Genomic DNA, 12604 nt, shown 5'->3' with positions numbered 1-12604 from the left:
GGATCTTTTCCAGATCGGACGCATCGCGTCTGCTCCCCTAGGGGTCCGACCATCTACAATAGGGACGTGATCGAAGATCGCGGTGCGATGCCCGGCAAATTCCGCCGGAATGGAAAAGGAAAGATTACGTGCGAGCCTATTTCGGAGCAGCCCTTCTTGCAGCCGCCAGCCTGGGCGCCGCTCCCGCCCTTGCTCAAGGCGATGACGCGCGCGTCAGCCTGGGTGTCACCGCCGGCACGCTCGGGATCGGGCCAGAGGTCGGGTACCGGGTGTCGGAAAACATCGGCGTCCGCGCGAACGCCACGTTCTTTTCGTTCAGCCACAACATCCATTCGGACGACATCCGATACGATGCGAAGCTGAAGCTCCGCTCGGGCGGTGCCATGGTCGATGTCTATCCGTTCGGCGGCGGTTTCCGCATTTCCGGCGGTCTGCGCGTCAACGGCAACAAGGGTCGCGGCGTCGGCGTACCGAACGACGGCACCAGCTATACCATCGACGGCACGACTTACACCGCAGCCGAGATCGGCACGCTCCACGCCGAAACGGATATCGACAAGCTCGCCCCGGCCCTGACGCTGGGTTACGGCGGCGGCTTGTCGAAGGGGCTGACCGTGGGCATCGAGGCGGGCGCCCTGTTCCAGGGCAGCGTCAAGGTGAAGCCGCTGACCGTCACCGGTCTCTGCGCCGATATCACCCTTGGTCCCTGCTCCACCCTCGCCGCCGATCTCGAAGCGGAGCGGCAGAGCGTCAACGACGATATCAACGACTACAAGGTCTACCCGGTGTTGCAGGTTACGCTGGGCTACCGGTTCTGAGTGCAGGGCGCCGGTCCATCCGGCGCCCGACCCGCCGGGACATGGCGGAAGCCTTCGGCGCCCGCGTTAGAAACGGCGGTGCCGGATTACGGGTGCGGGTCAGATCTTCGCGCTGATCAGGAAACGCTCGCGGCTTTCCTGCGACTTGCGTCGCAGTTCCGAGATGGCGTGCTCTTCGGTGGCGTCCAGCATGGAGGCGAGCAGGCGCTGGAAGTGCTGACGCATGGCAAGGCGCGCGCCTTGCGGGTCGTGCTTGCGAAGCGCTTCAACGACCGCTGCGTGTTCGTCCTGCCGCGTCCTGCCGTCATGGTGACAGACGCTTTCGTGGGTGTACTTCACTTCCGGCAGTTCGGTGCGCAACCGCCAGAGCGTGTGGATGACATGGGTGATCGCCGCATTGCCCGAGGCGGAAGCGATCGTCATATGGAACTCGCGGTCGATCTCGGTCGACTTTTCGTCGTCGCCCTCGGCCGCCATGGCTTCCAGCAGTGTGTCGAGCTTGGCCAGCGTGGCATCCGAAATGACCGGCGCGGCCAGCGCCGCGGCCTCGGATTCGAACAGCGAGCGGGCCTCGGTCAGTTCGAGCGCGCTGACCTTGGGCAGCGCATCGTCGGTGCGATCGCTGAGTTCCGAAACGTAAATGCCCGAGCCGGTCTTGATCTTGAGCACACCCACGGCCTGAAGTGCGATGGCGGCCTCGCGGATCGTGACCCGGCTGACGTTGAACCGCTCCGCCAGTTCGCGCTCGCCCGGCAGGCGCGTTCCTGGCGGAAACGCGCCTTCATTGATCAAGGCAACGATCTGGTCGGCAATGCCCTGGAACAGCCTGTCAGCCATGGTGTGTCTTCTTTCTTTCCATCACGCCTGCATGAGGTTTGAGACCTAATAGCTTCCATGCCAAAACGAAGCAATTGTCCGACCAGTTATGCAGCGCACTTAATGGTGCGCTGAACGAAGCGCCGAAAGTCAGGGCGCGATCTGGCTGCGCAAGTCGGGAACCGCGCGGGCAAGGTCACGCGCCACCAGGGCAGCGAAGACTTCCGCGCCAGCGTCGCCGATATGGGTATAATCGAACTTGCGCGTGAACTGCCCGTGCGGGCCGTCCGGCATGGTGGGGACCGGCGGCAGGCGGGCTTCCTCGGCCGTGCGGGGCTTGAGGGTGGTGCCGCTGCGTGCAGCCGCCCGTTCGGCCTCGTTGGGAGCGGTCTGGGCCAGCGCCATCGCGGGTTCCGCGCCCATCTGTTGCACGGCGGCCGCGCTGGAGGCGTTGAGATCGACCAGCGGCACTTTCAGCGCGCGGGCCACGCCGCGGACCTTCTCGGCCCAGGGCTCCAGCGTATTGTTGAGCTTGCCGCCCACGAATTCGCGCCGGGTGAGCGGAGTGACCAAGACGGGCACGGCCTTAACGGCGCGGATTTCCTCGACCATGCGCCGCAGGTTGTCAGGGAATTCCTTGTCCATTTCGGTCCAGCGCTCCGAGGCGGAAGACTGATCGTTGTGGCCGAACTGGATCAGCACGTAAGTGGCGTGGTAGCCGGGCACTTTCGCCTCGGCCAGGGCGCCGTCCCACGAGCCTTCCTGCCGGTAGCTGCGGGTCGAGCGGCCGCCGCGCCCCAGATTGAGGCAGGCGACCGAAGACTTGACGTGATGTGCGCAGAAGATCGAGGCCCAGCCGCTGGTCGGCGCCATCGTGGAATCCCCGACCAGGATGATCTTGTAGGGGCTGAGCGGCTTTGCATCGGTGCGCACCGTGCGGCCCTTGCTGGTGTCGCCTTCCCGCGATGCCGGGGCGCCGGTGGGCATTCCCAAGGTCTTGACCTGGGCCGTTGCCGCACCAGTCCCTGCGACCTGTGCGAGCAGCGCTGCCATTACAGCCGCTGCAATCCTTGTCTTTCGGGTCATCCTCTAGTCTCCCTTGCGAATGCTACGGCCTACGAGAAGAACAGGCCGCCGTTGATGTCGAGATTGACGCCCGTGAGGAACGCCGCCTCTTCGGAGAGCAGGAAGCCGATGGTGGTGGCGACTTCGTCCGGGTGGCCTTCGCGGCGCAGGGGGGTGTTGTTCGCGGTAGCGGCGCGGCCCTCGGGCTTGGAGAACACGTCGTGGAAGCTCGTGCCGATGAGGCCCGGGCAGACGGCATTCACGCGGATGCCCTGCGGCCCCAGTTCCTTGGCCCAGCCACGCGTCAGCGTCATGAGCGCACCCTTCGACGTGGCATAGACGGTTGCGCCCGGGCCGCCGCCGTCGCGTCCGGCCAGTGAGGCGACGTTGACGATGGCGCTGCCCTTGGCGAGCTGCGGCAGCGCGGCCTTGGTAACGAGGAAGGCCGACTTGAGATTGAGGTCCATCACATGGTCGAAGAAGGCTTCGTCCATTTCCGCCAGCGTTTTGCGCGCGACCATACCGCCCGCAAGGTTGACGAGGAAGTCGATCCGTTCGCCGAAGGCGGCGACCGAGGCGGCGATCAGGCCCGCGACATCCTCGGCATTGCTGACGTCGGCCTGGTGGAGGATTGCGGTGCCGCCCTCGGCCTCGATCTCGGAAAGGGTCCTGGCTGCTTCCTCGCGGTTGCTGCGATAGTTGATGACGACCTTGGCGCCTTCGCGCGCGAGGTATTGCGATACCGACTTGCCGATGTCGCGGCCGCCGCCGGTGACGATGGCGATCTTGTCCTTGAAACGCATGGGTTTGCCCTTGTTATCTGTTGGGGGAGGAGAGAGGCGCGATCCGGCCGCCGAGCAGCCAGATGCAGAGAAGCGATGCCGGCACCAGTGCGGCGGCCAGCGCGAAGATGGGGGCATAGCTCGCCTTGGTCATGGCCGGCACGAGCCAGGTGGTGACCAGGGTTCCGGCGACGGCCGCAGTGCCGCCCAGGCCGGCGAGCGAGCCGACGGTACCGCCCGCGAAGTAGTCCGCCGGCAGGGTCTGGATATTGTTGATCGCCATCTGGAAGCCGAACAGGATCACGGCGATCAGCAGCACGGCATAGAGGGGGCTGCCCGCATGCATGGTCAGCAGCAGCGGTGGTAACATGATCGCGCAGCCCAGGGTGATGGCAGTCTTGCGTGCGAAGTTCACCGTCTTGCCGCGGACGATCAGCGCGCCCGACAGCCAACCGCCGATCAGGCTGCCCGCCATGGCGCCGACGAAAGGCACCCAGGCGAAGAGGCCGATCTGCTGGACATCGAAGCCGAACGTCTCGGCCAGATAGATCGGCAGCCAGGAAACGAACAGCCACCAGACGGGATCGAGGAAAAAGCGGCTGAGGATGATGGCCCAGCTCTGGCGATGGCGCAGCATCTCGGTCCAGCCGGGCGCATAGCCATCGGCCTTGCGGCTCTGCGCTTCGGCGGTGCCGAGGATGTGGTTGCGCTCGCCCGGAGTGAGCCAGGGGTTGGTCTCGGGATCCGCGCGGTAGAGAAACAGCCAGGGCACCAGCCAGAGGAATCCCAGCACGCCGATGAACAGGAAGGTCATGCGCCAGCCGAAGGCGGTGAACAGCAGCGCCACCAGCGGGGCCGAAACGATGGCGCCGAGCGATGCGCCGGCGTTGAAGATGCCTTGCGCCAGAGCGCGTTCTTTTTGGGGGAACCACAAGGCATTCGCCTTGGCTGCGCCGGGCCAGTTGCCTGCCTCGCTCACGCCCAGGGTCACGCGCAGCACGGCCAGGATGCCGAGCGAGCGGACCACCGAGTGCAGCCCGATCGACAGCGACCAGAACAGGATCGAGACGGCAAAGCCCAGCCGGGTGCCGATTACGTCGAAAATCCTGCCGAAGACCGACTGGCCGAAAGCATAGGCCAGCATGAACACGGTCACCAGTAGCGCGTAATCGGACTTGTCGGCGCCGATCTCCTTGGAGACGGCGGGCCACATCACGGCCAGCGCATTGCGGTCGATGTAATTGATGACCGTGGCCAGCCCGATCAGGCTGATGACCATCCAGCGCAGGTTCTTCAACGGGATGCCTCCTGCGTCATGTCGAAGCGGCCGACCGGGCCCGCCCAGGTCTGGGACCTGCCGCCGATCTGGAGCGTGTGGTTCTTGGCGGGATCGGTGTCGTCGGCGATCGCCAGCACCAGGCTGCCGCCCTTGCGGAAGGTGATCGTCACGAGGTCGAAGTCGCCCTTTCGCTCATGGGTGAGCGCTTGCACGGCACTGTCGCTGCCGATGGTCGTTTCGGCGGAGGCGTCATACCGGCCGTGGGGCTCCAGCAGGCTGACGAAGGCGGCATCGGTGGCGCCGTCCAGCCGCTGGAGAATGAAAGGTTCGCGCCGCAAGTTGAAGCGCGGGTCGTTGGCGCCGCTTTCGCCCAGGATCATCGTTACGCCGGGCGTGGCGACGCGATAGCTGTAGAAGCGCCCGTCCTCGATCCAGGTGACGACATTCCCCGATGCGTGCCCGTTCCGCGCTTGCGATGCCGGGTTCGGCTGGCTGGTGGCATCCACCCAGAGGTGCTGGTAGCCGTTCGCCTTGCCCAGCACCGGCCGGGCCGCGACGTTCGACTGAAGCGGGAAGTTCGTGTCGATCAGCTGACCGGTATAGTGCAGCGGCAGGTCGTAGCGAGCGGGCTTGCCGCCGTTCACCTTCAGCAGGTCGACGATGAGCGGGCTCTTGAGTCCGTCCACTTTCACCTGGAGCAGCGCGCGGCGGAAGGTGACGCCGGGATAGGCATCCGTCATCTCGGCTATCGAAGCGCGGGTCTGGCCGTCGGCCGAGAAGTAGAGCTGGCGCGGTGAGAGGGTCTCCCCGCGCTTCCAGTCGCCGCCAAAGTGGCTGGTTTCATCCACCACCAGGGTGTTGTGAGCGACCGTCTGCTTGGCCCAGGTCTCGTTTTCGGGAAGATAGCGACCGCCGTCCTTGGCCTCGATATTGAGGAAGCGCGCGGCGCCGTAATCCGTGACGATGGGCTGGCCGTTGTCGTATAGGATCCAGTTCAGCTTGTCGAAATGGCCGTGGCCCATGCCTTGCGCGGTGTTCTTGACGGCCAGCAACTGGTCCTTGCTGCCCGGGCCATCGCGCAGGACGGCGATCCCGCCATGGTCGCCGTCCGGTCCATCGCGCAGCAGCATCGAGGCGAAAGGGAAGGGCTTGGCCTTGCCCGCGGCCAGGTCGCGCGCGACTTCCAGGCCCTGCGGGGTGAGCACGGTGCGGTCCTGCCACTGTGCGATCGAAAGCAGCGCCGGGTCGTGGGTTTTGCCGTATCCGATGGCCACGGCCTGGTAGAGTTCCTCGGTCTTGAGGCTCTTGTCGGGCATGGCATCGTTGAAGGGCAGGAAATAGCCGTCAGACGTGAGCTGGATCGCGGTGCGGATCGCCTTCAGCACGATGCCGTCGCGATATTCGAAGATGCGGCGCTGCGGCTCGTTGGCGTCGACGGCGGCCGCGAAGATCACGAAGGGCTGGAGCGCGTAACGCTGGTAGTAGGGTCCTTCGGCATAATAGCCGTCCGGCGAGAACAACAGGTCGAGTTGGCGCAGGAAGCCCGCCTTGCCGCTCTTGTCGAGGCCCTTCAGCGCCTGCTCCACGAGATCGGGATCGCGCAGGACGTAGCCCGTCATGCCGACGCCGGCATTAGCCCAGGTGGCGTGGTTGTGAATGCGGTCGAAGACCTTGGGCGATCCGGTCGAAAGGAACTCGGCCATCTTGCGGAAGACCTGATCGTCGATGGTCTTGCGATCCCGAGGGGTGAGTGCATCGCGCACCGCGTCGTAGCCCTGAATGCCGTAGACCAGCCAGACGCTGTCGTTGAGGCTTTGCCAGAACAGGCGTCCCGCCGCTTCGTTCTTGGTGGCCGGGTGCGGGCCGAGCGTGGGGTAGAGCTTGGCATAGGCAAGCAGAAGGTCGCGCGCAAAGTCGGCATAGCGGCGATCGCCGGTGACACGATAGAGCAGGCCGGCGCCGTAGAGCGCGGTGTAGTTGCGCTTGTGCTGTTCGTGACTGGCGCCGCCRCCCGCGTCCTTGGGCACGGGTACGTTGACGCCCGCATGGATCGCGGCGTCGACATCCTTGCGCACCCGCGCAAGTTCCGCCGCGAACAGCGGATAGCGCTGGGCCTCTGCGCCGAGGCCGGAGAGCACCGCGGCATTCATCAAGACCGGATGGGCATCGTCAGCCCTGGCCGGGGACGACGGAGCGGCGCTGGACGGGGCGGCGAAGACGGGAACCGGCGTCAGCGCAAGCAGCGCTGTGCCGAGAAGGAGAGGTCCGAGAGCGAAGGGCCTGGGAAGGAGGGGCCTGGCGATCATGATGCGTCTCCGCCGATACTGTTGCCGGAGACCAGGACGCGCGGCGAACCTTGCGGGTAGAGCTTGGTCACGGTCGGCTCCGGGGTCTGGATGAAGTGGTTGTCGATGATCCGGGTTTCCGGTGTGCCGACACTGTTGGCCACGGCGATCCTGCCGCTGCTGCGGAAGGTATTGCCCTCGATGAGGATCGACTGCACGCCGGACAGGCCGAGCATAACCGGGCCGCTCTGCACGACCGTGTTGCCGCGCAGGATCAGCTCGGGGCCGAACGTGCTCTCGTCGGTGCCCGCGCGCAGGATCTGGGCCAGGCTGCCGATTTTTTCGAAACGGGAATCGGCGATGGCGATGTGCTCGGCGGCATAGCGGCCCTTGCCTTCCGTCTCGGCCGCAGCCGCGAGCACCGCGCCTGAAAGGCCGTTCACTGCGGCCTTCATGATGGCGATCCGGTCGGCGAAAGTGCCGGGCGTGGTGGCGATCAGGTCGAAGGCCGGGGCGCCGTCGAGGCGGGAGAAGGCTGTACCGTCGATTTCCAGCGCATAGTTGGCGACGGTCGACAGGGCGGAGGTGCGGATGACGGCATTGCCGCTCTGGCGCGGGGCCTTGTCGCCGATGATGCTCAGGCCTTCCAGGCGCAGCGCTGCGCCTTCTTCCAGTTGAAAGAGCGTGGGAGCGGAGAAGGCGATATCGGCATCCCTGGGGCCGGAAACCGTCAGCGGCACGGAGATGCGCAGCGGCGTTTCGGCGGTGTAGTGGCCGGCCGCCAGTTTCAGCGTGTCGCCCGGCCTCGCAGCGGCCACGGCGGCTTCGAGATCGCCGGCCTTTACCGGAACGGCGCGGCCCGACCCGAATGCGGCGATGCCGGTTGCCTTCGGATACCAGGCCGGGCCGACCTCCGCGAGCGTGACCGGCCTGAGGTCGCGCGGCGCACCCAGTGCGGCAAGAGCCGGGTCGGTCGGATAGAGCAGCCCGTTCGCCGCGCGCTTCGTCGCGATCCCGGTCTTCCGCAGGCCGGAAGGGATCGCGCCCGGCACTTCGCCATCGGTCACGTTATCCGTGAACGTGACGCCCACCATGCCGGCTTCGACCCGGAAGGGCTTGCCGTCCTGTCCGGTGATCAGGTTGTTCGTGAGCCGGCTGCCGGTCGGCGCCGCCGTGCGCTCGGCATCGGCGCCTGCTCCCAGCGTCACCCGGGCGACCTCGAACATCGAATTGTTGGCGATCTCCGCCCCGGAGACCGCGTGGTAACGGTTGATCGCGGACCCCGGAACGCCGTTCATCACCGCCAGCGCACTGGTGAAATCAGTGCCCGCGAGCCCTTCCATGTAGTTGTCCCGCACGATCTGGCCTTCGTTGATCACACGCACCCCGCCGGTATGGGGCTTGGCCTTGCCAAGGAAGACGTTGCGCTCGACGCGGTTGCCATTGCCGTGTCGCAGCACGATCGCGCCCTGCGATTCCAGGATCAGGTTGCCGCGCACGACGTTCGCGCCGGACTTCACCGAGACGATCTCCACCTCGCCGTCGCAGCGATCGAAGACGTTGGCCTCCACCAGGTTGGCGGAATCGGACAGCGATTCGTCGCTGGTGCCGAGGCGGATGGTCTCGCCCCCGTTGGAGCCGAGCGGTGGGCGCGGGCCGAAGTAGTTGTGGTCGATCCGGTGGCGGTTGGCTTCCGGCTGGCCCTTGGACCGGATCACCGCGAGCGTGACGCCCAGATTGCCTTTGCCGGCGAACCAGCTGTGATCGACGCGATTGTCGCTGCCATAGATCGAGACCCAGCGGTCTTCGGTACGGCGGTCGGCCTTGTTGTAGCGATCGATCACCACTTCGGTGAGCCGCGAATGGCGGGCGTAGCTGCGCGGGTCGCGTCGAAAACTGATGACCTCGGCGCCCGGCGCACTGCCGTCCCGGAAGACGAGGCCGGAGACGAGCAGGTGGCTTCCTGCCATGCGCAGGCTGGAGGCGCCGGTCAGGATGACCTTGCCCTTGGTCTGCACGGTGAGCGTGATCGGCTGCTTGGCGGTACCCTGGCCCTCCAGCAGGATCGGGAAGTCCTTCCACTCGCCCTCCGCGAGCCGGATGACATCGCCGGCCTTCACCGCGCCGGCCGCTGCCCGATACTCTTTCTGGTCGTGCACCAGGTAATCGCGGGCCAGCGCCGAGGCAGGCGCCGCGGCGAGAAGCAGGCCGCTGAAGGCGAGTGTGGTAGATCGTGCCATCAGGCTGCTCTCTTCCAGTTCAGACCGGCCCTCTGGGAGGCCCTTGAAATTGGCATAATGCCGCGCGGAAGATTGGGCAACCATTGTTCATACCAAATCTCATGACAAGTCGACAGGTTTGGTTTGAACAAGGCCGCTTCCTTCTGTGGAGAGCGCAGCTTGGCTACGCTCCCGCGCGGTTTCCCGAGATCAGCGCAGACGCAGGCGCAGGCTGAGGAAATATTGCGGGCCGTAGTATTCCACGTTCCGCGTGCTGCCGATGACCGGCATGTATTCGACCCGAGGCTCGTTGAAGATATTGAGGGCCTGGAAGCGGATGTCGGCGGCCTTGCTGATCGCGTAGCGCACGTTGACGTCGAACGTGTCGTTGCCCTTCACGTAGCGCAGTTGGGTGTTGTCGCTGGTGAAGGCCTGGTAGTAGCGCGACCGGTAGCGATAGATGCCCTGGATCGAGAACTTGCCGATCTCGTAGAAAGCCTGCGCCGAGAAGACGTGCTTGGAATAGCCGCTGAGGCTGGCGGCCGGGATCAGGCCGGGCGTGACTTCTCCGGTCGCGCTGTCGATCACGTCGCCGTAGCGGATGTCCTGGGTCTTGAAATTGGTCCAGGCGTAGTTATAGCTCAGCTTTGCGCCCAGCCCATCAAGCGGGTGGGGCAGCCAGGTGAACTGGTTGCTGGCCGTCAGTTCGAGCCCGTACAGATCGCTCTGTTCGTCGCTGTTGGTGGTCTGGGTGACGGGCACCGAATAGCTGGTGCCGCCGATGGTGAAGTCCTCGTCCTCCTCGATCGGGATGCGTCCGCCGGTGAAGCGCTTGTAATAGACCGCCGCTGCCAGCAGCGTGTCCTTGTTCGCGTAGTATTCGAGGCTGAGGTCCGCGTTCCACGACATCGTCGGCTTCAGGGCCGGGCTGCCGGTGGCGATGATGGTGTTGATGGCGTCCGTTACCGAAGTGAAGCCGGTGCCGGTCTCCAGCGTGATCTGCCGGCCGGCGCCAAGCGCGCTGGGCGCCGGACGCGACATGGCGCGGTAGAGCCCGGTGCGCAGGCGCGCCTTGTCCGAAATGTCGAAGATCGCATTGAGGCTGGGCAGCCAGCGCATCGAGCTGGAGCCGATCTTCGTCTCGGTGAAGTCGCCGTTTTCCCGCAGCGAGATCGAGCCGTCGGCATTGTTGATGACGTCGAGTCCGCTGCGCAGGCCGCGCGCGGTGACGCGGGTGTGCACGCCGCGTAAGCCGAAGTTGCCGCGCACCGGTATGCCGCCGAGGTCGCCCGAGTAGGTCGCCATGACGTAGCCGGCGAGGGTCTTTTCGGTGACGTTCGAGTTTTCGACCGCGCGCAAGTCGCCGGTGTTGCCCGGGTCTTCGGTGCCAAGATAATTGCGGAACTGGCAGAGCACGTCGAAAGTGGCGAAATTGGTGATCGCGCCGGCGGGGCCATCCGCGAAGAAATTCTTCTGCGCGAATGGCGTTCGGCAGGCGAGGTTGACGTCGCGGTCCACCGCCGGGTCGGTCTGGTCGATATTGACGTCGTTGCTGTAGCCGAAGAACGTGCGCTGCGACCAGCGGCCGCCGATCGCCACTTCCTCAAGGAAACCGTCCATTTTGTACCGCCCGTCGAGGCGAGCGGAATAGATCTCGTCGTCACGGCCGTCCTGCGAGCGGGTGAGGCGGGCATCGTCGCTGAAGAGGTCGGCATTGGTCGGGTCGAAGCGCTGGTCGAATGTGAAGACCGGCAGGAAGCTCTGGCTCAGGTCGACATGGTAGGGGATGCGCTGGTTGTTGATCGCGGTACGCTGCCCATAGATGTCGAAGGGATCGGTGCGCAGGCGAACCTGGCGGGTGATGTCGACCCGCTTGGTGTGGGAATAGCCCGCATCGGCGCTCAGCGTCAGGCGATCGGTTGCTTCCCAGGCCAGGTTGCCGCCGAGGCCGAGGTATTTCTCGTCGCGCTGGAACAAGCCGGAAACCGATTGCATCGTCGCCGAGCCATCGGCAGCGAGCAACTGGTGGTTATCGCCTATGACGACGTTGTGAAGATTGTAGCGGCCTTCCGCCGTGCCGAAATCGTGGCGCTCCTCGCTATATTGGCGGCGCGAGTACTGAACGTCGAAATTGATGTCGAGCGTGGGGCTGGGTTTCCACTGCAGGGCTCCGAATAGCGCGTTACGCAAGTCCGAGGTGGTCATCTGTCGGAAGGCATAGGAATTCGAGGCGTGGTAGAAAGGCGTGCCGGAATTGCCCTGTTCTCGGCTCACTTCGGTGCAATTGCCGGTGGAGACGATTGCGGCGTTGCAGGTGAACCAGGTCGAGCTGGTGTAGAAGCGCTCTACCGGATCGCTTACCTTGTTGCGCTGGAAGCCGATGGAAATTCCCACGTCGCCCAGAGCGCCGAGATTGAATTGGTCTATATAACTGGCCGTAACTCGATAGCCATAGGGGCTCTCTCCGTCGATCCGGTCCTGATAGGGGTTCATGTTCCCCTTGATCTCGGCCTGGATCTGGCGCCGCTTGTGATCGAGCGGCTTGCGGGTTTCCAACTCGATCAGGCCGGCCACGCCGCCTTCGATGAGATCGGCCTGCTGGGTCTTGTAGATCTTGATCGCATTGAAGAGTTCGGCGGGAAACTGCCCGAAATTGACCGCGCGGTCACCCGAGCCGTTGGTCGCTTCACGCCCGTTGAAGGTGGTCATGCTCAGGCCTGAGCCCAGGCCGCGGATCGAGACTTCGGTAGGACCGTAATTGGCGCGGTCGATGGAGGCGCCGGTTATCGTGGCGATCACCTCGCCCACCGACTGGCCAGGAAGTTCGCCGATTTCCTTCGATGAGATGGCATCGACGATCGCATCCGCGCTGCGCTTGGTCTCGATCGAATTCTGCATCGTCTCGCGCACGCCGGTGACGAGGATATCCCCGGAGGCGGGCTCCTGCGCAGGAGGCGGCGCGGCGCCAGCTTGCGCATCCTGCCCGAATGCCGGCCCGGCCGCACATGCCATCAAAGAGCCACCAACGAGAAGTGTCGCTCGCAAGCGTGCAAAACCAACGCCAGCCGATTGCTGCCCCATAGCCACTCAGACTCTCCTCGCCTTTTTTATATACCGCATACTTGGTCCGATGGACGCTTATATGTCAATCAATATATTCATACCAATCGTACTGTCACAACAGGCATGAATTCAGGGCCAGTCGGCTAGGTGTGGTCCGGACAGATACGGCGTTTCGGTAAATGGATGGGAGATGGCGCCTTTACCGGGGTGCATCAGGGTCGGAAAAAGAAATATCAGACGGGGAATGGCCGTGGCATTTCCGATATGCAGGCGGCGC

At 64.8% G+C, this 12604-nt stretch carries 8 protein-coding genes; 1 reads left to right on the top strand and 7 read right to left on the bottom strand.

The annotated features are described in order from the left end of the window. Nucleotides 1-128 precede the first annotated feature (128 nt). A complete protein-coding gene (locus AB4Z00_RS15385) occupies nucleotides 129-818 on the top strand; it encodes a hypothetical protein (RefSeq protein WP_134093772.1) in 690 nt (229 codons plus the stop codon). A 99-nt stretch (nucleotides 819-917) separates the two neighbouring features. On the opposite strand, the gene AB4Z00_RS15380 is transcribed toward AB4Z00_RS15385, so the two are convergent. From AB4Z00_RS15380 to AB4Z00_RS15350, 7 genes are all read right to left on the bottom strand, one after another. Beyond that, nucleotides 918-1655 carry a FadR/GntR family transcriptional regulator gene (locus AB4Z00_RS15380; protein WP_132269788.1) on the bottom strand — a complete coding sequence of 246 codons (738 nt, stop codon included), beginning with the start codon at nucleotides 1653-1655 and terminating at the stop codon, nucleotides 918-920. A 129-nt stretch (nucleotides 1656-1784) separates the two neighbouring features. Next, on the bottom strand, nucleotides 1785-2687 hold the full coding sequence (locus AB4Z00_RS15375; protein ID WP_442046477.1) for a rhamnogalacturonan acetylesterase: 903 nt from the start codon (nucleotides 2685-2687) through the stop codon (nucleotides 1785-1787). A 62-nt stretch (nucleotides 2688-2749) separates the two neighbouring features. Continuing rightward, the gene (locus tag AB4Z00_RS15370) at nucleotides 2750-3502 is read right to left on the bottom strand and encodes an SDR family NAD(P)-dependent oxidoreductase (protein ID WP_132269792.1); all 753 of its coding nucleotides are present in this window, start codon (nucleotides 3500-3502) and stop codon (nucleotides 2750-2752) included. A 13-nt stretch (nucleotides 3503-3515) separates the two neighbouring features. Further along, the gene (locus AB4Z00_RS15365) at nucleotides 3516-4778 is read right to left on the bottom strand and encodes an MFS transporter (RefSeq protein WP_442046476.1); all 1263 of its coding nucleotides are present in this window, start codon (nucleotides 4776-4778) and stop codon (nucleotides 3516-3518) included. Then, complete coding sequence (locus AB4Z00_RS15360; RefSeq protein ID WP_442046475.1) at nucleotides 4775-7066, bottom strand: alginate lyase family protein; 2292 nt, start codon at nucleotides 7064-7066, stop codon at nucleotides 4775-4777. The genes AB4Z00_RS15365 and AB4Z00_RS15360 overlap by 4 nt, the downstream gene beginning before the upstream one ends. Beyond that, nucleotides 7063-9285 (bottom strand): chondroitinase-B domain-containing protein, encoded by a 2223-nt coding sequence (locus AB4Z00_RS15355; protein WP_442046474.1) that lies wholly within the window; start codon nucleotides 9283-9285, stop codon nucleotides 7063-7065. Before AB4Z00_RS15355 ends, AB4Z00_RS15360 begins: the two co-directional genes overlap by 4 nt. A gap of 189 nt (nucleotides 9286-9474) precedes the next feature. After that, complete coding sequence (locus AB4Z00_RS15350) at nucleotides 9475-12276, bottom strand: TonB-dependent receptor (RefSeq protein ID WP_442046473.1); 2802 nt, start codon at nucleotides 12274-12276, stop codon at nucleotides 9475-9477. Nucleotides 12277-12604 lie beyond the last annotated feature (328 nt).

This window comes from Novosphingobium sp. YAF33 (genome assembly GCF_052113265.1).
Lineage (GTDB): Bacteria > Pseudomonadota > Alphaproteobacteria > Sphingomonadales > Sphingomonadaceae > Novosphingobium.
This window is presented reverse-complemented; position numbering and strand designations above follow the sequence as displayed.

Bases quoted from the DNA above. Each gene is read 5' to 3' on its own strand.
- AB4Z00_RS15380 (WP_132269788.1), bottom strand. From the start codon at position 1,655: ATGGCTGACAGGCTGTTCCAGGGCATTGCCGACCAGATCGTTGCCTTG.
- AB4Z00_RS15375 (WP_442046477.1), bottom strand. From the start codon at position 2,687: ATGGCAGCGCTGCTCGCACAGGTCGCAGGGACTGGTGCGGCAACGGCC.
- AB4Z00_RS15370 (WP_132269792.1), bottom strand. From the start codon at position 3,502: ATGCGTTTCAAGGACAAGATCGCCATCGTCACCGGCGGCGGCCGCGAC.
- AB4Z00_RS15355 (WP_442046474.1), bottom strand. From the start codon at position 9,285: ATGGCACGATCTACCACACTCGCCTTCAGCGGCCTGCTTCTCGCCGCG.
- AB4Z00_RS15350 (WP_442046473.1), bottom strand. From the start codon at position 12,276: ATGGCATGTGCGGCCGGGCCGGCATTCGGGCAGGATGCGCAAGCTGGC.